The following is a 25,849-nucleotide window of genomic DNA, read 5'->3' on the forward strand; positions in this document are numbered from 1 at the left end:
CCCGGGGCGCGTGGGGTCGAGAGAATCAGGCGATGACCACGGGGGACCTCCGACCGGACGAGGCGGCCGACCCGGCCGAGTTCGTCGATCTGCTGCGCCGCCTCAAGGACCGGTCCCGGCTGACGTTCCGGCAACTGGAACAGCACGCGGCCACGGCCGGCGACGTGCTGGCCCGCAGCACCGCCGCCGACGTCCTGCGCCGGTCCACTCTGCCGCGACCCGAGGTGCTGGCGGCGTTCGTGCGCGCCTGCGGCGCGGGTGATCAGGTCGACGAGTGGCTGCGGGCACGGGACCGGCTGGCTGCCGGCGCGTACGCCTCAGTCGGTCCGATGGTGACCGCGCCGCCGCCGTCCGGTGCGAGCGCGGTCGACGTGCTGACGAATGGCCCCGACGAGACGCGATCGTGGTGGCTCGGGCGACCCGTGCCGTTGGCGGCGCTCGTGGCCGTCGCCGTGCTGGCCGCGTTCGGCACCTGGTTGCTGTGGCCCGACGACGATGAGCGACGGACGGCGGAGAAGCCGGCCGCCACCTCGTCGGCCACGCCGGGCGGCAGCGCCTCGGCCGGCGGCAACGGTACGCGGCCGGCCAGCGGCCGGAGCCGGATCCGTCCCGCCCTCGCCCCGCAGCTCTGCATCAGCGAGGGGCGCGACCGCAGCGGCGGCTACGAAGACGCGGTGGCGGTCCAGCGCCCCTGCGCCGGCGCCACCCCACCGGAGACCTACCTGGTGCCGGTCGTCGACGACCTCTACTTCGTCAAGTGGGACCATCCGGTGAACGGGCTGGGCTGCCTCACCGTCCGGCGCGAAGATCCCGGCCGCAACCTCATCGAGCCGTGGGACAAGTGCAGCACCGACAGCGGTGCGCAGCTGTTCCGCTTCGAACCAACCGAAGCGGCGCCGGACGCGTACCGCCTCCGCCCGTCGGACAGCGACCTGTGCGTGGGCATCCGGGACGACGCCAGCAAGGTGCCTGCCGAAGCGGTGGCCGAGCCGTGCACGGGTCAACCCGACCAGGTGTTCCTCGTCGATTCGGTACCGCAAGGCTGACGCCCCGCATGGCGTGCCGCACGGCATGCGCGGCACGCCCGCTCGGCGGCCGCGCCGCCGCCGCTCGTCGTCAGCGGATGGGCACCGTGGCCCAGCCGGCCGGCAACCGGGGCGCCGACCAGGCCGGATCGGGTTGCCACTGCGCCCACGCCGGATCCCACCAGCGCTGACCCGCGTCGAGCAGGGCGGCGATCCGGTCGCCCTCGCCGCGGATCGCGTCCGCCATGCCCGGGTAGCGCCCCTCGACGAGGCGCTGCGCGAAGATCTCGACGTCCTTCCAGACGTACCGGTCGTCGTCCGCGCCCCACCACAGGTCCAGCTCGTGGTCGAGAGTGTCCACTCCGATCGGGGTGCGCCGCAGCGGATCCTGCAGGTTGAAGTACCAGCCGGCGAAGTCGCGCTGCGGACCCGTCCAGAACACGTCTACCGAATGCGCCTCGCCCGGCCGGTGCAGCATCAGCTTGCCGTGCCCTGACCAGGAGCGGTGCCCGGCCATCTCCCACGGGTGCCGACCGCAGGGAAAGACGCCGTCGGTCGGGAAGCCGAACTCCGCCCCCGGCGGGAGGTAGAGGGCGAGCAGGTCGGGCGAGTCCTCGACACAGATGGTCGGGCAGCCGAACCAGACCTCGCCCCGCAGGATCTCCCGCCGGACGACCACCTCACCCGGCGCGAATCGGCGTTCCACCATCTCCCCCCGAACCTCCTCGTTCGCCCCCGCGGAAGCGTACGGCCGCCAACTGCCGCCCCGCGACGGCGTGCTTGATCGACTCCGTTTCACGGAAAGCGGGGTGTCCCCACCCGTCGGACACCCCGACTTCCACGACATCGAGCCGATCACGCGTTGGGTGCTACTCGGCGGCCTTGGCGTGCGTCACGAACGCGGCCCAGGCCGCCGGGGAGAAGGTGAGCGCCGGCCCCTCGACGTCCTTGCTGTCCCGGACGGCCACGACACCGGAAAGGTTGTCGGCAACCTCCACACAGTTGCCCTCATTGCCACTACGTGTGCTCGTGCGCCAGCGGGCACCGGTCAGATCACTCATCGTAGGTCTCCTTGATCACTGTGCTCACCAGATCCTCCGAGGCGCGCTCGGGCAGGGCAAGATCCCAAAGCGCCTGCCAGACCTCAGAGTACGTCTGGACCTCCGCCGGACGATCGAGGTAGAGGCCACCGGTCAGCGACTCGCTGTAGACCGTGCTGGGCTCCGCCGGCCGGGTGCCGACTGCCGGGAAATCGAGCAAGACGAAGGCTCCGGCAACGGATGCCCGGTGCGGCCCGATCCCCAGCGGCAGCACCCGGACGGCGATGTTCGGCGCCTCAGCGGCGTTGACGAGGTGAGCGATTTGCATCCGCCAGCCCTCGATGTCATCGATGGGGCGACGGACCACGGCTTCGTCGATCACGACATCAAGACGGGGGGCCGCAGGACTACGCCTGGTCAAGAGCTTCTGTCGCTGCATCCGTAGGGCGACCTTCTGCGCCACCTCCTGCGGGGTGCGCCCGGGTTTGGTCTCGAACACCGCGGCCATGTACTCCGGGGTCTGGAGGAGTCCGGGAATGAGGGTCGGCTCGTACTGGCGGATGGAAAAGGAGGCCGCCTCCAGTCCCACATACAACTCGAACCAGCCCGGGATCACCTCGTCATAGGCGTGCCACCACCCCCGGGACTTGCTCTCCCGGGCAAGACTGACCAACACCTCGGTCAGTTCGGCAGACGTGCCGTAGAGCTGACACATCAACACCACGTCATGAGTACGCAGCGCAGTCTGGCCATTCTCCAATCGGTACATCTTGGCGCGGGACCATTCGAGGTCATTGGCGGCAGCCTCAAGGTTGATTCCCGCTTCCTCACGTGCCTGGCGCAGAAGCCGCCCGAGTTGCCGCCGTGGGACCGACGAACCAACCTCACTCATCCGGCCTCCCGTCTCACTCACGTGGCCTGTCTGTCTCATCTGGAACAAAATGGCCGGCCAAACGAGACGGCGTCAATCTCGAACCGCGGTTCTCGGGTGTGAGACGTTGCGAATTGCTGGCCGACTGCAGGATCGTGCCTGGTAGATGCCCTACTCGCATTGATCTCGGGAGGCAGGCCATGTGCCGTTGGAAGTGGTTTCACCGACCGAATGAGCCAGTCGACGTGGTGGAGCGGACGGGGTTCCCGGAGCAGGCTGGCGCCTACCGGCTCCCCACGCCGCCCGCGTCGAGCGAGAAGAAGAGTGCGGCGTCGCCCCAGCGAGGTGGTCACCATGATGGGTGAGGAGCCCCGGCCGGAACCGCCATTCCTCGTGACGATGGCGAGCTACGTGATCGACTTCCACCATCGCAACGTCTGCACCAGGTGCACCCCGGACGGCTCGTGCCCCCGCCTGGTCGAGGCAAGTGATCATCTCAAGGCGTGGCGCGACCGGAAATCCGGCGGCCGTGCGGGCGGGTGACCTCTTTCAGGTCACCCGTGCGGCGAGTGTCCAGTTCAGCCGGCCGATCCTGTTCCGCGTCATCCGCGTTCTCGACTGGCCGACCTATGACGGGTGGGTCTGGCTCGACGGCTACGAGGTGGGGCCGAGACCGGACGCGATCGCCCGACGGTCGATCTTCGTGCGGCCTGCCGGGCTGCTGCCAGTGGCACCCGTCATCCCGACCCGATCAAGGGGGCGCTGACACACACCAGGTCGCCGATGTGGGGGCAACCGCTCGCGCGGACACCCCCACATCGGCGACCTGGTGTGGATCACGCCGGACGGGCCGGACGGGCCGGGCCTTCAGGCGTCGACGGCCGCCATCACGTCGTCGCTGACGTCGAAGTTCGCGTAGACGTTCTGCACGTCGTCGCAGTCCTCCAGGACGTCGATCAGCTTGAAAATCTTGCGAGCGCCCTCTTCGTCCAGCGGGACGTTCATGCTGGGGATCAGGGAGGACTCCGCCGACTCGTACTCGATGCCGGCGTCCTGCAACGCCGTCCGCACCGGGATCAGGTCGGTCGGCTCGGACACCACCTCGTACGCCTCACCGAGGTCGTTGACCTCCTCGGCGCCGGCGTCGAGGACGGCCATCATCACGTCGTCCTCGCTGGTGCCCTCCTTGGGCACGATCACCACGCCCTTGCGGGAGAACATGTACGACACCGAGCCGGCGTCGGCGAGCGAGCCGCCGTTGCGGGTCAGCGCGGTGCGCACCTCGGTCGCCGCCCGGTTGCGGTTGTCGGTGAGGCACTCGATGAGCATCGCGACGCCGTTCGGGCCGTACCCCTCATACATGATCGTCTGCCAGTCGGCGCCGCCGGCTTCCAGGCCGGAGCCGCGCTTGACGGCGCGGTCGATGTTGTCGTTCGGCACCGAGCTCTTCTTCGCCTTCTGGATCGCGTCGAAGAGCGTCGGGTTGCCGGAGGGGTCGCCGCCGCCGGTGCGCGCGGCCACCTCGACATTCTTGATCAGCTTGGCGAACATCTTGCCGCGCTTGGCGTCGATGACGGCCTTCTTGTGCTTGGTCGTCGCCCACTTTGAGTGGCCGGACATCTTCTACCTCCGTCTGTCATTGCACGCCTGCGTCGACTGCCGCACCGGTTCCGCGCCGCATTCGGCGATCCGGCGGCCGGGCGGCCCCGCGGGAAGTGCCGCGCCGGGCGACGGCCCTGCCGAACCGCGGCAATCTTACCGAGGTCGCACCCCGCCATGTCACACCCGGGACCTGCCCGGGGTGCCGGCACGGCGTCGAGTCCGCCCAGGACCAACGTTCGGGGGCCGGGATCCATGCCCGTGCGCCGGCATCCACCGGCCGCTCAGGCGGCCCGCACCAGGTCCACGAAGTACGCGTGCACGCGCAGGTCACCCGTCAGCTCAGGGTGGAACGAGGTGGCCAGCAGGTTGCCCTGCCGCACCGCCACGACCCGCTCGGCGGCCGGGCCGCCGGTGACCTTCCCGATCACCTGGACGGCCGCGCCGACGCGCTCGACCCACGGGGCGCGGATGAACACCGCGTGGAACGGCTCCCCCGGCACACCGGCGACCTCCACCGGCGCCTCGAACGAGTCGACCTGCCGGCCGAACGCGTTACGCCGTACGGTCATGTCGATGCCCGCGAAGCCGCGCTGGTCGGCGCGGCCGTCCAGCACCTCGGCGGCAAGCATGATCATGCCGGCGCAGGAGCCGTAGACCGGCATGCCGCCGGCGATCCGCTTGTCGATCGGCTCGCGCATCTCGAAGATGTCGGCGAGCTTGCTGATGGTGGTGGACTCGCCGCCGGGGATCACCAGCCCGTCGACCGCGTCCAGCTCGCTCGGACGCCGGACCGGGCGGGCGTCCGCGCCCGCCGCGGCCAGCGCCGCCACGTGCTCGCGGACGTCCCCCTGTAGAGCGAGCACACCGATCACCGGCACCATGCCCTCCCCCAGTTCCTCTCGTTGTTAGGAAGGGTCCCTTCCTATGCACCAGGCGTTAATAAGGTGCCCTTCCTTCGTCACCAGCCGCGCTCGGCCAGGCGGTGCGGCTGCGGGATCTCGTCGACGTTGATGCCGACCATCGCCTCACCGAGACCGCGCGAGACCTTGGCCAGCACGTCCGGGTCGTCGTGGAAGGTGGTGGCCTTGACGATCGCGGCGGCCCGCTGAGCCGGGTTGCCGGCCTTGAAGATGCCGGAGCCGACGAAGACGCCCTCCGCGCCGAGCTGCATCATCATCGCCGCGTCGGCCGGCGTGGCGATCCCGCCGGCGGTGAACAGCACCACCGGCAGCTTGCCGCTCTCGGCGACCTCCTTGACCAGCTCGTACGGGGCCTGCAGCTCCTTGGCCGCGACGTACAGCTCGTCGGCCGGCAGCGAGGACAGCCGGGCGATCTCCTGGCGGATCTTGCGCATGTGGGTGGTGGCGTTGGAGACGTCACCGGTGCCGGCCTCGCCCTTGGAGCGGATCATGGCCGCGCCCTCGGTGATCCGCCGCAGCGCCTCGCCCAGGTTGGTCGCCCCGCACACGAACGGGACCGTGAAGGCCCACTTGTCGATGTGGTTCGCGTAGTCGGCCGGGGTCAGCACCTCGGACTCGTCGACGTAGTCGACGCCGAGCGACTGGAGGATCCGCGCCTCCACGAAGTGACCGATGCGGGCCTTGGCCATCACCGGGATGGACACCGCCTCGATGATCCCGTCGATCATGTCGGGGTCGCTCATCCGGGAGACCCCGCCCTGTGCGCGGATGTCGGCGGGCACCCGCTCCAGGGCCATCACCGCGACCGCGCCGGCGTCCTCGGCGATCTTGGCCTGCTCGGCGTTGACGACGTCCATGATCACGCCGCCCTTGAGCATCTCGGCCATGCCCCGCTTCACGCGGGCCGTGCCGACGACGGGGGCGGTGCCGGTGGTCGAGGCGGTGGTTTCGGGCACGGGTCAACGCTCCTTGAACGTGCGGTGGGAGGTGGCAGCGAAAATGCTACGCACTGGTCAACGCCGCGCCGACAGCCAATCAGACCCCCGGTGGCCTGCACTGTGGCCCTGCTCACCGCCGCGCCGGGCCGCTGCCCCGCTCGCCCTGATCAGCCGGCGGGAACGTCCGCCGGCACGACGAGCGTCGGGTCGTCGATGTCAAAGTAGCGCGGCCACTCCCGGCCCCGCCCCATCCGCAACAACCGCACCAGCGGACGACTGCGCGCCGAGCGGGCGTCGCGAACCAGGTCGGTGTGCACCTGCCGGGACAACGCGAGACGGCGGCTCGCCGCGATGACCGCCGTGCAGTCCGGATCGGCCGGGTCCAGCCGCACCGCGCGTAACTGCCGGGTCAGGTCATTCTCGGCCGCCTCCCGCTCCTGCGGCGGAGCGTCCAGCGCGATCCGGGCCGCAGCGTACAACTCGACGCCGAAACGCCGCTCCGCCAGCACCGCCGCGGCCGCCGCCCGGCGCAGCAGGTGGGCGTCGAGGGCCCGCGCCGCCAGCTCCGCGCGGCCCTGCAGCCGCTCGACCCGGCCGGCGGTCCAGATGAGGTACGCCGCAAGCACCCCCACGAGCACGCTCGCGGCCACCACCCACCACATGTGCGGCATCGTAGTGCTGCTCCGTTTCTCCTGCGTCGCGCGCGGCCGCGCCGGTCACCGGCGTCACCAGCCGCACCATGCGTCCCACGGCTCAGCCCAGCCCCACCCACTCCTGATCGATGACCCGCCCGTCCGTCGCCTCGATCGCCGCTGCGTATACCTCCAGAACACGCCGAGCAACCACCGGCCAGTCGAAATTCGCCACCACCTGATCGCCGCAGGCGCTCAGCGTGGCCCGCCCGGCCGGCTCGTCGAGCAGCTCGGACAGGGCGTCGCGCAACCCCACCGCGTCTCCGGTCGGAAACAGCCGCCCCGCCCGCCCACCGTCGAGCACCCGGCGGAACGCGTCCAGGTCGCTCGCCACCACCGTGGTGCCGGCGGCCAGCGCCTCGGTGAGGATCATCCCGAACGACTCGCCGCCGGTGTTCGGTGCCACGTACAGGTGCACGCTGCGCAGCATCCGGGCCTTGTCCGCCTCGGAGACCAGCCCGAGGAACGTCACCTGCTCCCGCAGCGCGGCCGGGAACTGGTCGTACAGGTCGTCCGGGTCACCCGGGCCGGCGACCAGCAGCCGCAACCCCGGGCGGGTCGCCGCCAGCGCCACGAAGGCGTCCCGCAGCACCGGGAAGCCCTTGCGCGCCTCCGTGAACCGCCCCAGGAAGCCCACCGTGCCGCCGGTGCCCGGCCCACACTCCCCCGGCCAGCCCGGCAGCGGCTCGGCGTCGGCGAACTTCGCCACCGCCACCCCGTTGGGGATCTCCACCGCGCCGCCGTCCATGTGCTCGACCTGCACCTTGCGGGCCAGCGCGCTCACCGCGATCCGGGCGGTGATCCGCTCCAACACGATCTGCAGCACGCCCTGCGCGGCGGCCAGCACCCGGGAACGGGTCATCGCCGTGTGGAACGTGGCCACCACCGGGCCGCGAGCGGAGAGCACCGCCAACAGCGACAGGCTCAACGTCAGCGGCTCGTGCACGTGCAGGACGTCGAAGTCACCGTTGGTGAGCCAGCGCCGGACCCGCGCGGTCGAGACCGGGCCGAATGCGATCCGGGCCACCGACCCGTTGTACGGCAGCGGCACCGCCCGGCCGGCGGACACCACGTACGCCGGCAGCGGCGAATCCTCATCCGCCGGAGCGAGCACGCTGACCTCGTGACCGAGCACGATCAGCGCCTCGGCGAGATCCACGACGTGGTTCTGCACGCCGCCAGGGACGTCGAACGAGTACGGGCACACGATGCCGATCCGCATGCGTCAGCCCACCCCCTCAGCCCTGGCCGGAGGCCGACGAGGGCAGCGCCGTGCCCTCCCCCGCCCTCCTCTGGTCCAGCCACATCCGCTGCAACATGTGCCAGTCTTGCGGATGCCGGGCGATACCTGCCGCCAGACGGTCGGCGATCAGCTGGGTCAGCGACCGGACCCGCTGGTCCAGGGGCCCCGCCTCGGGGCCGGGCACCGGCAGCGGGCCGGCGAGCGAGGCGCACGCCGCGTCCGGCTCGTACCACATCGAGGCCACGTACAGCGGCGCTCCGGTGTGCAGCGCGAGCAGCGCCGACCCGGCCGGCATCCGGGTCTTCCCACCGAAGAAGTCCACCTCCACGCCCCGGGCGGAGAGGTCCCGGTCGGCCAGCAGCGGCACCACCGCGCCGGCCCGGACGCGGTCCAGCAGCACGTCGAACGCCGGACGCGGCCCACCGTGGGTGGGCAGGATCTCCATCCCCAGCTCAGCCCGGAAGGCCAGGAAACGCTCGTACACGCCCTCCGGCTTGAGCCGCTCCATGACGGTGGTGATCGGCCAACCGGTGGCCGCCACCCAGGCGCCCGCGGCGTCCCAGTTGCCGGCGTGCGGCAGCGCCACCACCGCGCCCCGGCCGGCGGCCACGTCGGCCGCCAACAGCTCGGCGCCGTCGAGCCGGAAACCGGCCAGGATCTGCGCCCGGCTCAACGCGGGCAGCCGGAACGCCTCCATCCAGTACCGGGCGTACGAGCGCAGCCCGCGCTTGACGAGATCGTCCAGCTCCGCCTCGGGCAGCTCCGGGCCGACCACCCGGCGCAAATTCGCGCGCAGTCGGGCCGTACCCCCGCCGCCGCGGCGATGGGCGCGGTCCGCGCCCGCCTGGAACGCCGCCGCCACCAACGGCCGGGGAAGGGCGCGGACCAGCCGCCATCCGGCGACGTAGCCCAGCTCGGTGAGGTTCACGCGACTCGGCCGCCGGTCGTCCGACGCCGGGTCGGCGGCAGCCCACTCACGCCTGGCCGTCCGGCTGGAGCTGCTGGGCCTGGCGGTAGACGTGCGCCATCCGCTGCCCCACCGTGAAGATCGAGATGGCGGCGAGCAGCCAGAGCGCGATCTCCAGCGCCGGCTTCACGCCGACGCCGGTGAGGATGCCGCCGACCCCGACGATCAGCAGCCGCTCGGTGCGCTCGGCGATGCCCACGTTGCAGGTCATGCCCAGCCCTTCGGCACGCGCCTTCACGTAGGAGACGAGCCCGCCGGCGGCCAGGCACAGCAGGGCGGCGGCCACCCCGGAGTGGTCGCCCCGGGTGGCCAGCCAGTACGCCACCGCGCCGAAGACCGCGCTGTCGGCGACCCGGTCCATGCTTGAATCGAGGAACGCGCCGAAGCGGGTGGAGCCGCCGCTCATCCGGGCCATCGTCCCATCGAGCAGGTCGGTGAGCGCGAACACGGTCACGATCAACGCGCCCGCGACCAGGTGGCCGCGGGCACCGAAGCCGAGCGCGCCGATGAGCACACCAACGGTGCCCGCGACGGTGACGGCATTGGGGGTGACGCCCGCGTGCAGGAGGGCACGTGCGATCGGCTCGACGACGCGGGTCATCCCCGCGCGGGCCGACACTTGGAAGATCTTCGCCATGGCGGTCCCCACGATAACGGTCCGCCCAGGTCCGGCGATACGGCCGGTCCCTCCGACCCGCCCGGGGCAGGCTTGTGCCTGTCCGGCAACGGGTGTGAGATCGAGCCGGGAGGTGAGCCAGCTCACCCGCCCGCCCGTTGAGTTCCCGCTGTGCAGCAGACCACCGGAGGATATCGCCGCGCACTCGCCCCGGGCCGCTTCCACCTCGCGCGGCGGTCGCCACCCACCACCGGCTGAGGGAGGTGCGCCCCATGGCGCAGAAAAATCAGGAAAAGGGCACCACCGGCGGCACGCCGGTGGTGACCGAACCCGCGGGGGTTCGCAACGTGGTGCTCGTCGGGCATTCCGGTGCGGGCAAGACGACGCTCGTCGAGGCGTTGCTCGCCGTGACCGGCACCATCGGCCGGGCCGGCAGCGTCGTCGACGGCACCACCGTCGGCGACCACGACCCGGCCGCCGTACGCCAGCAGCGCTCGGTGAGCCTGTCCTGCGCGCCGCTGCTGCACAACGGCATCAAGGTCAACCTGCTGGACACCCCCGGGTACGCCGACTTCGTCGGCGAGCTGCGGGCCGGTCTGCGGGCCGCCGACGCCGCGCTGTTCGTCGTCTCGGCGGCCGGTGGGATGGACGCCGCCACGGTGGCGCTGTGGGAGGAGTGCGCCGCGGTCGACATGCCGCGCGCCGTCGCGGTGGCCCGACTGGACCAGCCCCGCGCCGACTTCGACGAGGCGGTGGCGCTCTGCCAGCGGGTCTTCGGCGACAACGTGATGCCCCTGTACCTGCCGATGCTCGGCGACGACGGGGTTTCCACCGAGGGCCTGCTCGGGCTGATCACCCGACGGGTCTTCGACTACTCCGCCGGGCTGCCCGCCGACGTCCGTGACCCGGACCCGGAGCACCAGCGGGCCATCGACGAGTCCCGCAACGAGCTGATCGAGGGGATCATCGCCGAGAGCGAGGACGAAACCCTCATGGACCGCTACCTCGACGGCGAGGAGATCAGCACCGAGGTGCTCATCGACGACCTGGAGAAGGCCGTCGCCCGGGGCCACTTCTACCCGGTGGTGCCGGTCTGCGCCGAGACCGGCGTCGGCCTGGACACCCTGCTGGAGGTGCTGACCGCCGCGTTCCCGTCACCGCTGGAGCACGAACTGCCGGCGGTCACCGGCGTGGACGGCTCGCCCCGCCCACCGCTGACCTGCGACCCGGATGGCCCGCTGGTCGCCGAGGTCGTCAAGACCACCGTCGACCGCCACGTCGGCCGGGTCTCGCTGGTCCGGGTCTTCTCCGGCACGCTGCGCCCCGAACAGACCGTGCACATCTGCGGGCACGGCATGGCCGAGCGCGGGCACCCCGACCACGACGCCGATGAGCGGGTCGGGCACATCTACACCCCGCTGGGCGCCACCCTGCGCGAGGTGCCGCACTGCGTGGCCGGCGACATCTGCGCGATCACCAAGTCGGGCACCGCCGAGACCGGCGACACCGTCTCGGCCAAGGACAACCCGCTGCTGATCGCGCCCTGGGAGATGCCGGAGCCGCTGCTGCCGGTGGCGATCGTCGCCCGCAGCCGCGCCGACGAGGACGCGCTGGCCCGCAACCTCGCCCGGCTGGTCGCCGGCGACCCCACCCTGCGGCTGGAGCGCAACCCGGAGACCCACCAGCTGGTGCTCTGGTGCATGGGCGAGGCGCACGCCGACGTCGTGCTGGACCGGCTGCGCGCCGGAGGCGTCGAGCTGGACACCGAACCGGTCAAGGTGTCGTTGCGCGAGACGCTGACCGTGCCGGCACGGGGGCACGGCCGGCACGTCAAGCAGTCCGGCGGCCACGGCCAGTACGCCGTCTGCGACATCGAGGTGGAGCCGCTGCCCCGCGGCGCCGGCTTCGAGTTCGTCGACCGGATCGTCGGCGGCGCGGTGCCGCACAACTACATCCCGTCCATCGAGAAGGGCGTCCGCGCCCAACTGGAACGCGGACTGGTCGCCGGCCACCCGGCGGTGGACCTGCGGGTCACCCTCGTCGACGGCAAGGCGCACAGCGTCGACTCCTCCGACGCGGCCTTCCAGACCGCCGGCGCGCTCGCGCTGCGCGACGCCGCCGAGCGTGGCCAGCCGACGCTGCTGGAACCGATCGACGAGGTGACCGTCCGGGTGCCGGACGGCTCGGTGGGCGCGGTGATGGGCGACCTGTCCAGCCGGCGCGGCCGGGTGCTCGGCACCGAACCCGACGAGGACGCCGAGGGCCGCACCCTCGTGCGCGCCGAGGTGCCGGCCACCGAACTGCTCCGCTACGCCGTCGAGCTGCGCTCGATGACCGCCGGCACGGGCACCTTCCGCCGCCACTTCGTCCGCCACGACCCGATGCCCACCCATCTGGCCGACCAGGCCCGCAAGGAACACACCCCGTAACCCTGCGAGCCACGCAGGCCCCTCGTGCCCGCCAATCCTGCGTGTCCGCTAACCCTGCGTGTCCGCTAACCCTGCGTGTCCGCTAACCCTGTTTGCCCGCTAACCCTGTTGCCCGCGCGCCGTCCCGCACGACTCTCCGTCGCAGGCGAGCCGTCGCGCGCGGGCGGGGTGGGGGGCGCCCTACGTGTTCGCGTCCTGTCGAGCTGCCCCATATTCGGGGCGCCGCTGCCGGAGCGGACCGCATCCGCACCGGCGCTGCCCCAGATTTGGGGCAGCTCGACAGGACGCGACACCAGCACAGCACCCGGTGCCGCCATGGCACACGGCACCGCACGGCACCCGGCACGGCACGGCACGGCACCCCGGCCCGGCACCGCGCGGCCCGGCACGGCACGGCACCCCGGCCCGGCACCGCGCGGCCCGGCACGGCACGGCACCCCGGCCCGGCACCGCGCGGCCCGGCACGGCACGGCACCCCGGCCCGGCACCGCGCGGCCCGGCACGGCACGGCACCGGCGTCGGACAGGGTGTGCCCGCTACGCGCGGTGTCCGGGTCAGGGGTGGGTCGTGGGGTGGGTGGGGCGGGGCCAGTACGGGCGATCGGCGTCGCGCAGCGCGGCGGTGCGCAGGGCGGCGAGTTGGCGTTCCACCTCGACGAACTGGTCCGGCGCCAGCGGTCCCCGGCGCAGCGCGGCGGCGTTCTCCTCGACCTGGGCGACCGTACGGCAGCCGGGGATCGGGATGGTGCGTCCGCTGCGTGCCCAGATCCAGCCCAGCGCGCCCTGGGCGAGGGTGCGCCCGTCGGCGGTCAGCGCGGCGCGGACCGCCCCGACCCGGCGCAGCCACTCCGGCGCGGGACGGCCGCCCCGGAACCACTCCAGCCAGCCCGGCGCCAACCCGCGCACGTCGTCGCGGGGCAACGTCGACGCGGCCGTGTACTTGCCGGTGAGCAGCCCCATCCCCAGCGGCCCCTGGTTGACGCTGGCCAGGTCGTACTTGTCGCAGACGGCGAGCACCTCGGGGGCGTCGCGCAGCACCGACAGGGCGTGCTGCACGGCGGTGGCGCCGGAGGCGGCCTGTCCAAAAGCGGCGGCCCGGTCCGGGCGGTCGGTGCTCCACCCGTACGCACGGATCAGGCCCTCGGCGACCAGGTCCTCGCAGACGCCGATCAGCGCCTCGGCGCGGGGCACCGGCAGGTCGGCCAGGTGCAGCTGGTAGAGGTCGATCCGGTCGGTGCCCAACCGACGCAGCGACGCGGTCACGGCCCGCCGCAGGTACGCCGGTGACGCGTCCCTTCCGGTCGCCTGCCGGGTCGCCTCGTCGAACGTGTAGCCCCACTTGGTGGCGATCACGGCCTCGTCCCGGCGGCCGGCGAGGGCCCACCCCAGCACCCGCTCGCCGTGGCCCGCGCCGTACGTGTCGGCGGTGTCGAAGAGGGTGATGCCCACCTCGAGCGCGCGGCGTACCGCCCGCACGGACTCGTCGTCGTCGACCGCGCCCCAGCCCAGTGGCTGGCTGCCCTCCGCCCAGGGACCGGCGATCGCCCAGCACCCCATGCCGAGGGCGCTGACCTCGATGCCGCTGCGCCCCAACATCCGTGTCGTCACTGCCATCGGCCGATCGTGCCACCTTCACGGGCCGGGGCGTAGCAACTCCCGCACGCGGAAACGCGGTAGGCGCGCGTCGGGGCCGTGCGGCATGATCGACGCCATGCGACGGCTGGGCGTGGACATCGGCGGTGTGCTCATCGAGCCGGCCGACGACGACGCCGACACCTCCTTCTTCGGCGCGCACTATTTGCGCACGCCGATGGTCGACGGGGCGTTCGACGCGCTCGCGGCGCTCGGGCCGGCGTTCGACGAGGTGCACCTCGTCTCCAAGTGCGGCGAGTCCACCGAGCGGCGGACCCGGGAGTGGCTGGCCCACCACGATTTCACGGCCCGCACCGGGATCCCCGTCGAGCGGGTGCACTTCTGCCGGACCCGGCCGGCCAAGGCGCCGATCGCCCGGCAGCTCGAACTGACCCACTTCGTGGACGACAGGCTGGAGGTGCTCGGCTACCTCGATTCGGTGCCGCACCGCTACCTGTTCCGGCCCCGCCGGGCGGAGGTCGCCGCGTACGCTGCTCTGCTGCCCCGCGTACGCCCGGTGCAGAGCTGGGCGGAGCTGGCCGACCTGCTGCGCGCCGACTAGCCGGCCCGGCGCGGTCCTCGCGCCGGCAACTGTCGCACCCGGCGGGTCAGGACGGCCAGGCGCGGGCGAGCAGGTCGCGGGTGTCGCCGAGCAACTGGGGCAGCACCTTGGTGCGGCCGATCACCGGCATGAAGTTCGCGTCGCCGCCCCAGCGAGGCACCACGTGCTGGTGCAGGTGGGCGGCGATGCCGGCGCCGGCCACGCCGCCCTGGTTCATCCCCAGGTTGAAACCGTGCGCGTTGCTGACCTTGCGGATCACCCGCATCGCCGTCTGGGTGTACGAGGCGAGCTCGACGGTCTCCGGCTCGTCGAGGTCGGTGTAGTCGGCGACGTGCCGGTAGGGGCAGACCAGCAGGTGCCCCGGGTTGTACGGGTAGAGGTTGAGCACGACGAAGACGCGCTCGCCGCGGGCGACCACCAGACTCTCCTCGGTGGACAGCCCGGGAGCCAGACAGAACGGGCAGCCGGTCGGCTTCTCGTAGCCCTCGGCCGGGCGGTCCTCGCCGGAAATGTAGGTCATCCGGTGCGGCGTCCAGAGCCGTTCCAGGCCGTCCGTCATGCCGTCGCTGTCCGTGTGCCGCTCCGCCCCTGTCACGAGCCGATCCTACGGAGCCGCGTGGGCGGGCCGCGACACCCGTCGCCGGGAAACTCCGTGCTGCAAGTTGTTGACGGATTGCCGCCAAGACCTGGCCACCGCCTCCGGGCGATGATCGCGCTCGAACATGGAAGTAGTGGCCTCCCGCGCCGGGGAGGCCACTACGTCCTGGATCGAGCGCGATCATGACGGGCGGCGCGCGACACGCGACGCCGGCGCGGGCTACTCCGGTGCAGCCGACGGGCCCACGTTCGTCCGGGAGGTCACCACGTCGAGGACGTGGGTGACCGCCTCGGCGACCGGCACACCGTTGCGCTGGGAGCCGTCGCGGTAGCGGAAGGACACCGTGCCGGCGGCCACGTCGTCGTCGCCGGCGATCACCATGAACGGGATCTTCTGCTGCTGCGCCGTGCGGATCTTCTTCTGCATCCGGTCGTCACCCGCGTCCACCTGGGCCCGGATGCCCTCGGCGCGCAGCGCGGCGACGAAACCGTGCAGGTAGTCGGTGTGGTCCTCGCGGATCGGGATGCCCACCACCTGCACCGGCGCCAGCCAGGCCGGGAACGCCCCCGCGTAGTGCTCGGTGAGCACCCCGAAGAACCGCTCGATCGACCCGAACAGCGCCCGGTGGATCATCACGGGCCGCTGGCGACTGCCGTCGGCGGCCTGGTATTCCAACCCGAACCGCTCCGGCTGGTTGAAGTCGACCTGGATGGTGGACATCTGCCAGGTCCGGCCGATCGCGTCGCGCGCCTGCACGGAGATCTTCGGCCCGTAGAACGCCGCGCCGCCCGGGTCGGGCACCAACTCCAGGCCGGAGGTCTCGGCGGCGATACGCAGCGCCTCGGTCGCCTCCGCCCAGTCCTCGTCGGCGCCGATGAACTTGGGCGAGTCGTCCCGGGTCGACAACTCCAGGTAGAAGTCGTCCAGCCCGTAGTCGCGCAGCAGGTCCAGCACGAAGCTGAGCAACGTGGACAGCTCACCGGCCATCTGCTCGCGGGTGCAGTAGATGTGCGAGTCGTCCTGGGTCAGACCACGGACCCGGGTGAGGCCGTGCACGACGCCGGACTTCTCGTACCGGTAGACCGTGCCGAACTCGAACATCCGCAGCGGCAGCTCACGGTACGACCGCCCCCGCGACCTGAAGATCAGGTTGTGCATCGGGCAGTTCATGGCCTTGAGGTAGTAATCCGCGCCCTCCAGCTGCATGGGCGGGAACATCGTGTCCGCGTAGTACGGCAGGTGCCCGGAGGTCTGGAACAGCTGCGCCTTGGAGATGTGCGGGGTGTTGACGAACTCGTACCCCGCCTCCTCGTGCCGCCGCCGCGAGTAGTGCTCCATCTCGCGGCGGATGATCCCGCCCTTGGGGTGGAAGACCGCCAGGCCCGAGCCGATCTCGTCGGGGAAGCTGAACAGGTCAAGGTCCGCGCCGAGCTTGCGGTGGTCGCGCCGGGCGGCCTCCTCCAACAGCTTCAGGTACGCCTTGAGCTCGTCGCGGGTCGGCCACGCGGTGCCGTACACCCGCTGTAGTTGGGGGTTCTTCTCCGACCCGCGCCAGTACGCGGCGGCGGAGCGCATCAGCTTGAACGCGCCGATCAGTCGGGTGGTCGGCAGGTGCGGGCCCCGGCACAGGTCCGACCAGCAGACCTTGTCCTCCTTGGCGTCGAGGTTGTCGTAGATGGTCAGCTCGCCGCCGCCGACCTCCATCACCTCGTCGGTGTCCAGGCCCTCGCCCTTGACCTCGATCAACTCCAGCTTGAACGGCTCGTCGGCCAGCTCGGCGCGCGCCTCGTCGAGGCTGCCGAAGCGGCGGCGACGGAACCGCTGCCCGGACTTGATGATCTCCTGCATGCGCTTCTCGAGCTTGCTGAGGTCATCGGGCTGGAACGGCTTGGCGACGTCGAAGTCGTAGTAGAAGCCGTTCTCGATGGGCGGGCCGATGCCCAGCTTGGCCTCGGGGAAGACGTCCTGCACGGCCTGTGCGAGCACGTGCGCGGTGGAGTGGCGCAGCACGTTGAGCCCGTCGGGCGAATCCAGGCTGACCGGCTCGACGGTCGTCTCCTCGGTCGGCGCCCAGTCCAGGTCGCGCAGCTGACCCTGCGGGTCGCGGACCACGACGATCGCCTTGGGGCCGTTCGCGGGCAGTCCGGCCGCGGCCACCGCGTCGGCCGCCGTCGTCCCGGCGGCGACGACGACAGGGTCGGCCACGGCGGGGGTACGGGGTGCGGACACGGTGACTCCTCCAAGCAGTACGAGACGGCGCCGATCCTCGGCTCCTGCCGATGCTATCGGTCCACCCCCTCCCGGTCGGGAAGGGCACCTTCCTCGCGTCCGGCGTTGAACCTTTCGCGCCTGCCAGCCGAACTAGAGGGTGTGGCCGGAAACCGGAGCCGGTCGCGTCGAGACGGATGGGGGCACGAGATGGCGAGCACGCACGGCGGAGGCCGCCCGCGGCGAATCGCGGCGGTGACCGCGCTGACCGCCGCGGGGCTGCTGCTCTGGCCCGGTACGGCGGCGCGCGCCGCGGACGTGACGACCACTCCGACCGAGGCCCGCCAGGGCGACGCCGTACGGCTGGAGTTCACCGTGCCCGAGGAGCGGGCCGGCACGAAGACCACCCGGATCGAGGTCCGGTTGCCGGCCGACGCCCCGGTGGCCGAGGTCTATCCGATGTCGGTCGACGGCTGGGCACCCACGATCAGCTCCCGTACGTTGGACAAGCCGGTGACCGGCATCCACTCCTCCGGAGTGAGCACCGTGACCACGGCGGTGACCTGGGTCCGCGTCGGCGCGGGCGCGTCCGGACCGGCAAAGCTGACCCTGTCGATGGGCCCGCTGCCGCAGGCGGAGCGGCTCACCTTCGAGGTCGTCCAGACGTACGCCGACGGCATGGCTGTCCGGTGGGCGGACACCAGCGGCGCACACCGGGCCCCGGTGCTGACGCTGTTGCCCGCGGCGGCGGGTGCGGCCGGACCGGTCGGGCACGGCGGGCACGGCGCTCCGGCGGCCGGCGCGGCGAACGGTCCCGCCGACGCCGACACTGCTGGCGGCGACACCGCTGGCGGGGGCGCGGCGGTGGCCGGGTCGGGTGGTTCCGGCGAGGAGTCCGGCAACGCCGACGCGATGCTCGCCGGCGGGCTGCTGGCCGGCCTGGGCGGCGGCGCGGCGATCGGCTGGCTGGTCAGCCGGTGGCGCCGACGCGACCCGGCCGAGGACGCGGCCCTGGCCGAGGTGACCGGTGCAGGGGACGACGCACCAGAGCCGGTGCAGACCGACCAGGCGCAGGTCGACCAGGCGCCCGGCGCGGAGTCGGCCTCGGTCGGCACCCCGGTCCGCATCGGCTGACCGGCTCGGCCGGAGACCGGACAGAACCACTTACTCTGCCCCTTTGCTCTGCTTCAACCCACGCAACACTTACGCCCCCCGAGTGGTGCGTGGGTTGAAGCAGAGCAAAGGAGCGGAAGGACAGGTTGGCGGCCGGCGTCGCGGGCCGAAGCGGCTGAGGGCACCCAGGTGACAGCGGAGTCGCGGAACCCAGGGGGAGGCGAGGTCAGGGCTCCCAGGGGAGAGGCGAGGTCAGGGTGCCCAGGGAGGTAGCGGCTCGCGGGCCGCCAGCCACGCCTCGGGCACCCCGCCCGGGGTGCCGACACCCGTGTACGCGGCCACGATCGCCCCGACGATGGCGGCCGTGGTGTCCATGTCCCCGCCCGGACGCACCTCCGGATCGCCGTCGGATAGTCGTCGAGGTGGGTCGCGGCCACCCAGAGGGTGAATCCGACGGTGTCCTGCGCGGTCACCCGGGAGCCGTTGCCGAGTTCCGCAACCACCCGGTCCACCGGTCGGCCGAGCAGCTCCGCCGCCCGGCTCACGCTCCGGTGCACCTCGCTGCCCGGATCCAGCGCGGCGGCGACCCCGGCGAGCAGGCGATCCGGGGCTGGCCGGTGCCCGTCGAGGCGGCCCCGGGCGGCCGTCGCGGCGGCCACGGCCACCGCGACGGCGCCGGCGACCCCCTCCGGGTGCGCATGGGTCACCTCGGCCGAGGCGCGGGCCTGCGCTGCGGCACGTGCGGTGGAGTCGGCGAAGTACGCACCCAGCGGACCGACCCGCATCGCCGCGCCGTTGCCGCAGGAGCCCTGGCCGTCGAAGGCCGACGCGGCCGCCACCGGCCACGGGGTGCCGGTGCGGATCAGCCGCAGGATCGCCATCGCGCCAGCCCCGTAGCCCCGGCGTGGAGCACACCGCTCGGCGAAGGCCAGAGCCAGCCGGTCGCGGTCGACGCCACCGGAGTGGGCCAGCTCGGCGAGGACCGAGCAGGCCATCTCGGTGTCGTCGGTCCATTCCCAGGGCGCGGGCGGCAGCGTGACGTCGGCGAGGTCCTCCGGCGGCTCCGGCAGGAAGAACCGCGCCCCGAGCGCGTCGCCGGTGGAGAGGCCGGCGAGGCTGTCCCGGGCGAGCGCCAGGCGGGCGTCGGCGAACAGGATGAAGGACATCGTCGTACCAGCTTGCCCGGTTCCCAGGCACGTCGCAACGCGATCAACTTGCCAGGCCAAGTACGGTCTTGTCGTGGCCTCCGTGCTCCTGGTCGAAGACGATCACGTCGTACGCGGCGCGATGCTGCGGTCCCTCGCTGACCGGGGGCATGCCGTGCACGCCGTGGGCACCGCCCTGGACGCGTTGCGCCGGGTCGCCGCGGAGACACCCGACCTGGTGGTGCTGGACCTCGGCCTGCCCGATCTGGACGGTTCCGACGCCCTGCGGATGCTGCGCGGCATCACCGACGTCCCGATCATCATCGCCACGGCCCGCGACGACGAGCAGTCGGTGGTCAAGCTGCTGCGCGCCGGGGCCGACGACTACATGGTCAAGCCGTTCACGGGCGCGCACCTGGACGCCCGCATCACCACGGTGCTGCGGCGTGCCGGGCGGGCCAGCCGGACGGTGCAGCCCGCGGTGCACACCGTCGGCGGCCTGCGGGTCGACGTCGGTGAGCGCAGCGCCCAGCTCGACGGCGAGCCGCTGGCGCTGACCCGCAAGGAATTCGACCTGCTGGCGTATCTCGCCGCACGACCCGGACGGGTAGTGTCCCGCCGGGAACTCTTGGAGGAGGTATGGCGGCAGCCATCGGTCGGCGAGGATCAGACCATCGACGTACACCTGTACTGGCTCCGCCGAAAGATGGGCGAGTCCGCGGCGAAGCCGCGCTACCTGCGCACCGTGCGGGGGGTCGGGTTCCGGCTGGTGGCACCGGACTGAGGACGGCGCTGGCCCTGCTCACGGCCGGCATGTGCAGCCTCGTCGCGCTCGCGTTCCTGATCCCGCTCGGGTTGAGCCTGCGCGAGCAGAGCCGGGAGGAGGCGATCGCCGACGCGGCCCGACGCAGCGCGCTGGTGACCGGGGCGCTGGCGGTGAGCACGGACCCGGCGGTGGTGGAGCGTGCCGTCGTGGCCAGTGGTGACGGCGCGTCGAGGCGGCCGGTGGTGCACGGGCTGGGGTTGGACGAGTCCGCCGGCCGCGCCAGCGGCAGCGACCTGGACCGGGCCCGCGCCGAGCGGCGCTCGCTGGTCACCGACGTCGACGGCGGGGTGGTCCGGCTCGACCCGGTGGTCCTCGGCGACCGGACGGCCGTGGTCGAGGTGTTCGTGGCGGACTCGACGTTGGGCGAGGGCGCCGGCGGCACCTGGCTGTTGCTGTTCGGAGTGGGCGCGGCGATGGCCGGCGCGGCGGTGCTGGTGGTCGACCGGGTGGCCGCCCGCGCGGTGGACGCCACCCGAGGTCTGGTCAAGGCCGCCCTGTCGATCGGCGACGGCGACCTGGGCGTACGCGTGGAGCCGACCGGCCCCCGTGAGCTGGCGGAGGCCGGGTACGCCTTCAACCGGATGGCCGACCGGCTGGACGCGGCGCGCACCGATGAGCGGGAGCTGGTGGCCGACCTGTCACACCGGCTGCGGACGCCGTTGACCGTGCTCCGGCTGGACGCGGAGGCGCTGGAGTCCGACGACACCAGCGTGGGCTCGTTCAGCCCGGCGGAGCTGGACCGGCTGCGGGGCATCCGGCGGATCCGGCAGGCGATCGTCACCCTCGAAGGTGAGATCGACGTGCTGATCAAGACCACCCGCAAGGCGGTGGCCCACGAGGCCGGCCCGGCCATGTGCGACGTCAGCGAGGTCGTCCGGGACCGGATGGTGTTCTGGGCGGCGCTCGCCGGTGACCAGAACCGGCCACACCGGGTCAACGGCGCTCAGCTGCGCATCCCCGCGCCCGTGCCGCGCGCCGAGCTGGCCGCCGCGCTGGACGCGGTGATCGGCAACGTCTTTCGCTACACCCCGCAGGGAACGGCGTTCGAGGTGGCGGTGTCCCGCCGCGACGGATACGTGGCGATTCGGATCGACGACGCCGGCCCGGGCATCGCCAACCCGGACCGGGCGCTGCGGCGGGGCACCAGCGACCAGGGCTCCACCGGGCTCGGCCTGGACATCGCCAAGCGGGTGGCGTTGCAGGCCAACGGCTCGGTCAGCATCGACCGGGCCCGGTTGGGCGGCGCCAGCGTGGTGATGCTGCTCGCCGATCCGGAGGCGACGCCCCGGCAGGTCAACCGGTTCGGCCTCGTGGGCCGGATGGCGCGCGACGCCCGGGACCAGAAGACGAGCGGCCGTCGCTGGCCCCGCCAGCGCCCCACCGACGACTGAGCACCCCCGTACCGGCGACTGTCCATCGTCGACCGATCGGCCGACGGGGGCGCTCCGATCGACTGAGCGGACTGGGGCTGTGCGGCGGCGCAAGTCTTCCTTAGATCGCGGTTAACGATGGCGGTCGGAGGCTCGCGGGCTGACAGGATCAGTGCACGAACCCACCAGTTCCACCGGCCAGCGCACCGCGCACCCACACCGCCGGTGGAGCCGCGCGCGCGGCGGGAGTCTCAGGTCCCCCCACACCCACGCTCCCGCCGCGCGCCCCGCTCACCCGAGCGGCCCAGCCCGACCGGCGTCAGCCGGCGCTGGCGAGGTACGCGTCGATCTCGGCGGTGATCCGCTGCTTGCCGGCCGCGTCCAGGAAGGACGCGGTCACCGCGTTGCGGGCCAGTGCGGCCAGCTCCCCCGGGCCCGCCCCGAGCAGTCGGGCGGCCACCGCGTACTCGTCGTTGAGGGTGGTGCCGAACATCGGCGGGTCGTCGGAGTTGATGGTGACGAGCAGCCCGGCCTCGACCAGCCGGGGCAGCGGGTGCTCGTCGAGGTTGGCCACGGCCCGGGTCCGTACGTTGGACGTCGGGCAGATCTCCATGCCGATCTGCCGCTCGGCCAGGTGCGCGAGCAGCTCCGGGTCCTGGGCGGCGGAGATGCCGTGGCCGATCCGCTCGGCGCCCAGCTCGTTCAGCGCGTCCCAGATGGTCTGCGGGCCGGTGGTCTCGCCCGCGTGCGGCACCGAGCGGAGCCCGGCGGCGCGGGCCTGGTCGAAGAAGGGTCGGAACTGCGGCCGGGGCACGCCGATCTCGGGGCCGCCGAGACCGAAGCTGATCAGCCCGTCAGGGCGCTCGTCGAGTGCGATGCGCAGCGTCTCCTCGGCCGCCGGCAGGCCGGCCTCGCCGGGGATGTCGAAACACCAGCGCAGGTCGAGGCCGAAGTCGGCGGCGGCGCGCTTGCGGGCGTCCTCGATCGCCTCGCAGAACGCCGGCGCGGGGATGCCCCGGCGCACGTGCGAGTACGGGGTGATGGTCAGCTCCGCGTAACGGACCTGCTGGCGGGCCAGCTCCCGGGCCACCTCGTGGGTGAGGAGCCAGACGTCCTCCGGGTCGCGGATGAGGTCGACGACGCTCAGGTAGACCTCGACGAAGTGGGCGAAGTCGCGGAACTCGAAGTAGTCGGCGAGGGCCGCCGGGTCGGCCGGCACCGGCGAGCGGCCCTCGTGCCGGGCGGCCAGCTCGGCGACGATGTGGGGGGAGGCGGAGCCGACGTGGTGCACGTGCAGCTCCGCCTTGGGCAGGCCGGCGATGAAGGTGGTCAGGTCGGTCACGGGTTCTCCTGGGCATGAGCGCCGGTGCGGGCGACGACGAAGACGCGGCGGAACGGGAAGGACACCTGACCGTGCCGCACCGGGTACGCGGCGGCGAGCCGTACCCCCAGCTCGGCCCGGAAGGCCGACCAGCCGGCGACGTCCAGGGCGGCCCGGACGGGGCGCAGCGCGGTGCCCTCCATCCAGGCCAGCACCGGGTGGTCGGCGGCGGGTTCGGCCGGCAGCAGGTGCACGTACGTAGTCTCCCAGGCGTCCACCGCGCAGCCGGCGGCGGTCAGCAGCTGCGCGTAGTCGGCCGGGTCGTCGACCGGGTGGGCGCGCTGTAGCGGGGCCAGCTCGGCACGCCAGGCCGGACGGCCGGCGACCTCGCGCAGCGCCCGGTGCGACGGGGCGTCGAAGTTGCCGGGGACCTGCATGGCGAGCCAGGCGCCGGCGGGCAGGTCAGCGGCCCAGCGACGCAGCAGCTCCTGGTGGCCGGGCACCCACTGCAAAGCCGCGTTGGTGACCACCACGTCCTCGTCGCCGGCCGGGCGCCAGTTCCGCAGGTCGGCGACGGCGAACTCGACCGGGGTCGGCAGGGCGCGCGCCCGGTCGATCATCTCCGGCGCGGAGTCGAGGCCGACGACCCGGGCGTCCGGCCAGCGCTCGGCGAGGGTCGCGGTGAGCTGGCCGGGGCCGCAGCCGAGGTCGACCACCGTCCGGGGCCGGACGGCCGGGACCCGGGCGAGCAGGTCGTGAAACGGCCGGGAGCGCTCGTCGCCGTAGCGCAGGTACGTCGTCGGATCCCACATCTCCGCCTCCAAACCGTACGTCCGTCTTGTTGACGGTACGGCTCGCGTGGCAGGCCGGCAACCCGATCACTAGGCTCGGGGCATGGAACAGCGCAGCTTCAACCGGCTCGGCCGGACCGTCGCAGTGGTTGGCCTGGGCGCCTGGCAGCTCGGCGCCGACTGGGGCACGGTCAGCGAGGCCGACGCCATGGCCGTGCTCAGCGCCGCCGTGGACGCCGGAGTCACCTTTCTGGACACCGCCGACGTGTACGGCGACGGCCGCAGCGAGCAGTTGATCGGCCGCTTCCTCCGCTCCCGGCCCGACGCCGGCCTGACCGTCGCCACGAAGATGGGCCGGCGCGTCGAGCAGCGGCCGGAGGCGTACACCCTGGCCAACTTCCGGCAGTGGACCGACCGGTCCCGGGCCAACCTCGGCATGGACACCCTGGACCTGGTCCAGCTGCACTGCCCGCCGACTGCCGTCTTCGCCGACGACGCCGTCTTCGACGCCCTGGACACCCTCGTCGCCGAGAAGGCCATCGCGGGGTACGGCGTCAGCGTGGAGACCTGCGACCAGGCGCTCACGGCCATCGCCCGGCCCGGCGTGGCCAGCGTCCAGATCATCCTCAACGCCGTCCGGCACAAGCCGCTGGAGCAGGTGCTGCCGGCAGCCGCGCAGGCCGGTGTCGGCATCATCGCCCGGGTGCCGCTGGCCAGCGGCCTGCTCTCCGGCCGCTACGACGAGAACACCGAGTTCCCGGCCGACGACCACCGCAACTACAACCGCCACGGCGCGGCGTTCGACGTGGGCGAGACGTTCTCCGGCGTCGACTACGCGCAGGGGCTCGCGGCCGTGCGCCGACTCGCGCCGCTTGTCGACTCCGACCGCACGATGGCGCAGTTCGCGCTGCGCTGGGTGCTGGACCAGGCCGGTGTCACCGTCGTCATCCCCGGCGCCCGCGACGCCGAGCAGGCCCGGCGCAACGCCGCCGCGGCCGACCTGCCGCCGCTCACGGCCACGCAGCTGGCCGGGGTACGCGAGGTCTACGACGAGCTGATCCGCCCACAGGTGCACGACCGGTGGTGAGCCGCCCACCCCGGGTGCTCGCGTCGCACTGCCGCGACGGCGATGCTGGGGGCCTCGGGCGGCGTGCCGCCCGATCCGGGAAGGAGGGCGCGCGATGAGGGGGTGGCTGACGCTCACCCTCGGCCTGCTGGCCGTGGTGATCGGTGCGGTGTGGACGGTGCAGGGCCTCGGCTACGTCAGCGGCAGCGCGATGACCGACGAGCGGCTCTGGGCGGTGATCGGCCCGATCGTGGCCCTGGCCGGGTTGGTCGTGCTCTGGTGGGGCCTGCGCTCGCGCCGTCGACGCTGACGGATGGATGTGGGAAGCCCCGCATCCCGGAAGGGATACGGGGCTTTACTGCAACGACCCCTGGCCGGGTCGTCCACTGACCGGCGGGGGCCGGCCACCCTCGTCAGAGGGGACGGACCTGCTCGGCCTGCGGGCCCTTCTGACCCTGGGCGATCTCGAACTCCACTCGCTGGTTCTCCTCCAGCGTGCGGTAGCCGCTGGACTGGATGGCCGAGAAGTGGACGAACACGTCAGCACCCCCGCCGTCGACGGTGATGAAGCCGAAGCCCTTGTCAGCGTTGAACCACTTCACGGTTCCCTGCGCCATGTGTATCTCCTTCTAAAACTGGCGGCCGTGCACGCCGTGCGGCCGATTGGCCGTTTTCGAGCAGCGGCGTCTGAGGCGGCCCCCACGAAGGGAACTTCTCTCAACCCACGCCATCTCGCAACAGCGTGGAACAGCAAATCACGTACGCAAAAAGTCTGCACGACCTGTCCGACGAATTTCTCCGACATGTGACCTGACGGATGCCCGAGGTCGCTGGGCGGCGTGCGGAGCCGTGCGAAAGGCCCCCTTCCCGTCGAT

25 protein-coding genes and 1 pseudogene are annotated in these 25,849 nt (G+C 72.4%); 9 read left to right on the top strand and 17 right to left on the bottom strand.

Features of this window, described 5'->3' with window-relative positions:
• Window positions 1-32 precede the first annotated feature (32 nt).
• Window positions 33-1,046 (top strand): RICIN domain-containing protein, encoded by a 1,014-nt coding sequence (locus tag OG505_RS15695; protein ID WP_405434111.1) that lies wholly within the window; start codon window positions 33-35, stop codon window positions 1,044-1,046.
• A gap of 70 nt (window positions 1,047-1,116) precedes the next feature.
• Here OG505_RS15695 and OG505_RS15700 read toward each other — a convergent pair whose 3' ends face one another.
• The 3 genes from OG505_RS15700 to OG505_RS15710 all read right to left on the bottom strand — a co-directional run bounded on the left by OG505_RS15700 (window position 1,117) and on the right by OG505_RS15710 (window position 2,957).
• Entirely contained in the window at window positions 1,117-1,734 is a 618-nt protein-coding gene (locus tag OG505_RS15700) for a DUF402 domain-containing protein (protein ID WP_405434112.1), read from the bottom strand.
• Between the two features lie 160 nt (window positions 1,735-1,894).
• Window positions 1,895-2,086 (bottom strand): DUF397 domain-containing protein, encoded by a 192-nt coding sequence (locus OG505_RS15705; protein ID WP_405434114.1) that lies wholly within the window; start codon window positions 2,084-2,086, stop codon window positions 1,895-1,897.
• Window positions 2,079-2,957 carry a helix-turn-helix domain-containing protein gene (locus tag OG505_RS15710; RefSeq protein ID WP_405434116.1) on the bottom strand — a complete coding sequence of 293 codons (879 nt, stop codon included), beginning with the start codon at window positions 2,955-2,957 and terminating at the stop codon, window positions 2,079-2,081. Before OG505_RS15710 ends, OG505_RS15705 begins: the two co-directional genes overlap by 8 nt.
• Window positions 2,958-3,465: 508 nt before the next feature.
• Between OG505_RS15710 and OG505_RS15715 the strand changes: the two genes are divergently transcribed.
• Entirely contained in the window at window positions 3,466-3,702 is a 237-nt protein-coding gene (locus OG505_RS15715; protein ID WP_405434117.1) for a hypothetical protein, read from the top strand.
• Between the two features lie 101 nt (window positions 3,703-3,803).
• Here the strand turns inward: OG505_RS15715 and OG505_RS15720 are convergent, their stop codons facing one another.
• The 7 genes from OG505_RS15720 to pgsA form a co-directional block, all read right to left on the bottom strand.
• Window positions 3,804-4,556: a YebC/PmpR family DNA-binding transcriptional regulator gene (locus tag OG505_RS15720; RefSeq protein ID WP_405434118.1), complete on the bottom strand. Its 753-nt coding sequence runs from the start codon at window positions 4,554-4,556 to the stop codon at window positions 3,804-3,806.
• A gap of 263 nt (window positions 4,557-4,819) precedes the next feature.
• A complete protein-coding gene (pdxT, locus tag OG505_RS15725) occupies window positions 4,820-5,419 on the bottom strand; it encodes a pyridoxal 5'-phosphate synthase glutaminase subunit PdxT (protein WP_405434120.1) in 600 nt (199 codons plus the stop codon).
• Window positions 5,420-5,496: 77 nt separating this feature from the next.
• Window positions 5,497-6,414: a pyridoxal 5'-phosphate synthase lyase subunit PdxS gene (gene pdxS, locus OG505_RS15730; RefSeq protein WP_405434122.1), complete on the bottom strand. Its 918-nt coding sequence runs from the start codon at window positions 6,412-6,414 to the stop codon at window positions 5,497-5,499.
• A gap of 149 nt (window positions 6,415-6,563) precedes the next feature.
• Entirely contained in the window at window positions 6,564-7,067 is a 504-nt protein-coding gene (locus tag OG505_RS15735) for a hypothetical protein (protein ID WP_405434124.1), read from the bottom strand.
• Between the two features lie 82 nt (window positions 7,068-7,149).
• Window positions 7,150-8,310, bottom strand: a complete 1,161-nt coding sequence (locus tag OG505_RS15740) for a glycosyltransferase family 4 protein (RefSeq protein ID WP_405434126.1) — start codon at window positions 8,308-8,310, stop codon at window positions 7,150-7,152.
• 16 nt (window positions 8,311-8,326) lie between these two features.
• A complete protein-coding gene (locus OG505_RS15745; protein WP_405434128.1) occupies window positions 8,327-9,259 on the bottom strand; it encodes a phosphatidylinositol mannoside acyltransferase in 933 nt (310 codons plus the stop codon).
• A 46-nt stretch (window positions 9,260-9,305) separates the two neighbouring features.
• Complete coding sequence (gene pgsA, locus OG505_RS15750) at window positions 9,306-9,935, bottom strand: phosphatidylinositol phosphate synthase (RefSeq protein ID WP_405434130.1); 630 nt, start codon at window positions 9,933-9,935, stop codon at window positions 9,306-9,308.
• 251 nt (window positions 9,936-10,186) lie between these two features.
• On the opposite strand from pgsA, the gene OG505_RS15755 reads away from it, so the two are divergent.
• Complete coding sequence (locus tag OG505_RS15755) at window positions 10,187-12,343, top strand: elongation factor G-like protein EF-G2 (RefSeq protein WP_405434132.1); 2,157 nt, start codon at window positions 10,187-10,189, stop codon at window positions 12,341-12,343.
• A gap of 554 nt (window positions 12,344-12,897) precedes the next feature.
• On the opposite strand, the gene OG505_RS15760 is transcribed toward OG505_RS15755, so the two are convergent.
• Window positions 12,898-13,956, bottom strand: coding sequence for an aldo/keto reductase (locus OG505_RS15760; protein WP_405434134.1), 1,059 nt, complete (start codon window positions 13,954-13,956; stop codon window positions 12,898-12,900).
• Window positions 13,957-14,053: 97 nt separating this feature from the next.
• Here OG505_RS15760 and OG505_RS15765 point away from each other — a divergent pair, with 97 nt between their 5' ends.
• Window positions 14,054-14,536 (top strand): hypothetical protein, encoded by a 483-nt coding sequence (locus tag OG505_RS15765; RefSeq protein ID WP_405434135.1) that lies wholly within the window; start codon window positions 14,054-14,056, stop codon window positions 14,534-14,536.
• Window positions 14,537-14,582: 46 nt separating this feature from the next.
• Here the strand turns inward: OG505_RS15765 and OG505_RS15770 are convergent, their stop codons facing one another.
• Entirely contained in the window at window positions 14,583-15,095 is a 513-nt protein-coding gene (locus OG505_RS15770; RefSeq protein WP_405434519.1) for an HIT family protein, read from the bottom strand.
• 258 nt (window positions 15,096-15,353) lie between these two features.
• On the bottom strand, window positions 15,354-17,363 hold the full coding sequence (gene thrS / locus OG505_RS15775; protein ID WP_405434137.1) for a threonine--tRNA ligase: 2,010 nt from the start codon (window positions 17,361-17,363) through the stop codon (window positions 15,354-15,356).
• Between the two features lie 189 nt (window positions 17,364-17,552).
• Here thrS and OG505_RS15780 point away from each other — a divergent pair, with 189 nt between their 5' ends.
• Window positions 17,553-18,476: a DUF1775 domain-containing protein gene (locus OG505_RS15780; RefSeq protein ID WP_405434138.1), complete on the top strand. Its 924-nt coding sequence runs from the start codon at window positions 17,553-17,555 to the stop codon at window positions 18,474-18,476.
• A gap of 231 nt (window positions 18,477-18,707) precedes the next feature.
• Here OG505_RS15780 and OG505_RS15785 read toward each other — a convergent pair.
• Window positions 18,708-19,621: pseudogene (locus OG505_RS15785) on the bottom strand (ADP-ribosylglycohydrolase family protein).
• 73 nt (window positions 19,622-19,694) lie between these two features.
• Between OG505_RS15785 and OG505_RS15790 the strand changes: the two are divergent.
• Both OG505_RS15790 and OG505_RS15795 read left to right on the top strand, forming a co-directional pair.
• On the top strand, window positions 19,695-20,384 hold the full coding sequence (locus tag OG505_RS15790) for a response regulator transcription factor (protein ID WP_007458139.1): 690 nt from the start codon (window positions 19,695-19,697) through the stop codon (window positions 20,382-20,384).
• A gap of 29 nt (window positions 20,385-20,413) precedes the next feature.
• Complete coding sequence (locus OG505_RS15795) at window positions 20,414-21,817, top strand: ATP-binding protein (RefSeq protein WP_405434140.1); 1,404 nt, start codon at window positions 20,414-20,416, stop codon at window positions 21,815-21,817.
• 298 nt (window positions 21,818-22,115) lie between these two features.
• Here OG505_RS15795 and OG505_RS15800 read toward each other — a convergent pair whose 3' ends face one another.
• Window positions 22,116-23,138, bottom strand: coding sequence for an adenosine deaminase (locus OG505_RS15800; protein WP_405434141.1), 1,023 nt, complete (start codon window positions 23,136-23,138; stop codon window positions 22,116-22,118).
• Window positions 23,135-23,929 (bottom strand): trans-aconitate 2-methyltransferase, encoded by a 795-nt coding sequence (locus OG505_RS15805; protein WP_405434143.1) that lies wholly within the window; start codon window positions 23,927-23,929, stop codon window positions 23,135-23,137. Before OG505_RS15805 ends, OG505_RS15800 begins: the two co-directional genes overlap by 4 nt.
• Window positions 23,930-24,011: 82 nt before the next feature.
• Between OG505_RS15805 and OG505_RS15810 the strand changes: the two genes are divergently transcribed.
• A complete protein-coding gene (locus tag OG505_RS15810) occupies window positions 24,012-24,995 on the top strand; it encodes an aldo/keto reductase (RefSeq protein WP_405434145.1) in 984 nt (327 codons plus the stop codon).
• 94 nt (window positions 24,996-25,089) lie between these two features.
• A complete protein-coding gene (locus OG505_RS15815) occupies window positions 25,090-25,284 on the top strand; it encodes a hypothetical protein (RefSeq protein WP_405434147.1) in 195 nt (64 codons plus the stop codon).
• 103 nt (window positions 25,285-25,387) lie between these two features.
• Here the strand turns inward: OG505_RS15815 and OG505_RS15820 are convergent, their stop codons facing one another.
• Window positions 25,388-25,591, bottom strand: coding sequence for a cold-shock protein (locus tag OG505_RS15820; RefSeq protein WP_013732668.1), 204 nt, complete (start codon window positions 25,589-25,591; stop codon window positions 25,388-25,390).
• Between the last annotated feature and the right edge of the window lie 258 nt (window positions 25,592-25,849).

Source organism: Micromonospora sp. NBC_00617 (assembly GCF_045161355.1).
Taxonomy (GTDB): Bacteria; Actinomycetota; Actinomycetes; order Mycobacteriales; family Micromonosporaceae; genus Micromonospora.

Excerpts from the sequence above, each read along its gene's own strand:
- OG505_RS15805 (WP_405434143.1), bottom strand. The coding sequence starts at position 23,929 with ATGTGGGATCCGACGACGTACCTGCGCTACGGCGACGAGCGCTCCCGG.
- OG505_RS15765 (WP_405434135.1), top strand. The coding sequence starts at position 14,054 with ATGCGACGGCTGGGCGTGGACATCGGCGGTGTGCTCATCGAGCCGGCC.
- pdxT (WP_405434120.1), bottom strand. The coding sequence starts at position 5,419 with ATGGTGCCGGTGATCGGTGTGCTCGCTCTACAGGGGGACGTCCGCGAG.
- OG505_RS15770 (WP_405434519.1), bottom strand. The coding sequence starts at position 15,095 with ATGACGGACGGCCTGGAACGGCTCTGGACGCCGCACCGGATGACCTAC.
- OG505_RS15810 (WP_405434145.1), top strand. The coding sequence starts at position 24,012 with ATGGAACAGCGCAGCTTCAACCGGCTCGGCCGGACCGTCGCAGTGGTT.
- OG505_RS15710 (WP_405434116.1), bottom strand. The coding sequence starts at position 2,957 with ATGAGTGAGGTTGGTTCGTCGGTCCCACGGCGGCAACTCGGGCGGCTT.
- OG505_RS15740 (WP_405434126.1), bottom strand. The coding sequence starts at position 8,310 with ATGCGGATCGGCATCGTGTGCCCGTACTCGTTCGACGTCCCTGGCGGC.
- OG505_RS15700 (WP_405434112.1), bottom strand. The coding sequence starts at position 1,734 with ATGGTGGAACGCCGATTCGCGCCGGGTGAGGTGGTCGTCCGGCGGGAG.
- OG505_RS15720 (WP_405434118.1), bottom strand. The coding sequence starts at position 4,556 with ATGTCCGGCCACTCAAAGTGGGCGACGACCAAGCACAAGAAGGCCGTC.
- OG505_RS15820 (WP_013732668.1), bottom strand. The coding sequence starts at position 25,591 with ATGGCGCAGGGAACCGTGAAGTGGTTCAACGCTGACAAGGGCTTCGGC.
- pgsA (WP_405434130.1), bottom strand. The coding sequence starts at position 9,935 with ATGGCGAAGATCTTCCAAGTGTCGGCCCGCGCGGGGATGACCCGCGTC.
- OG505_RS15705 (WP_405434114.1), bottom strand. The coding sequence starts at position 2,086 with ATGAGTGATCTGACCGGTGCCCGCTGGCGCACGAGCACACGTAGTGGC.
- OG505_RS15780 (WP_405434138.1), top strand. The coding sequence starts at position 17,553 with ATGGCGAGCACGCACGGCGGAGGCCGCCCGCGGCGAATCGCGGCGGTG.
- OG505_RS15755 (WP_405434132.1), top strand. The coding sequence starts at position 10,187 with ATGGCGCAGAAAAATCAGGAAAAGGGCACCACCGGCGGCACGCCGGTG.
- OG505_RS15695 (WP_405434111.1), top strand. The coding sequence starts at position 33 with ATGACCACGGGGGACCTCCGACCGGACGAGGCGGCCGACCCGGCCGAG.
- OG505_RS15735 (WP_405434124.1), bottom strand. The coding sequence starts at position 7,067 with ATGCCGCACATGTGGTGGGTGGTGGCCGCGAGCGTGCTCGTGGGGGTG.
- OG505_RS15815 (WP_405434147.1), top strand. The coding sequence starts at position 25,090 with ATGAGGGGGTGGCTGACGCTCACCCTCGGCCTGCTGGCCGTGGTGATC.
- OG505_RS15760 (WP_405434134.1), bottom strand. The coding sequence starts at position 13,956 with ATGGCAGTGACGACACGGATGTTGGGGCGCAGCGGCATCGAGGTCAGC.
- OG505_RS15795 (WP_405434140.1), top strand. The coding sequence starts at position 20,414 with ATGTGCAGCCTCGTCGCGCTCGCGTTCCTGATCCCGCTCGGGTTGAGC.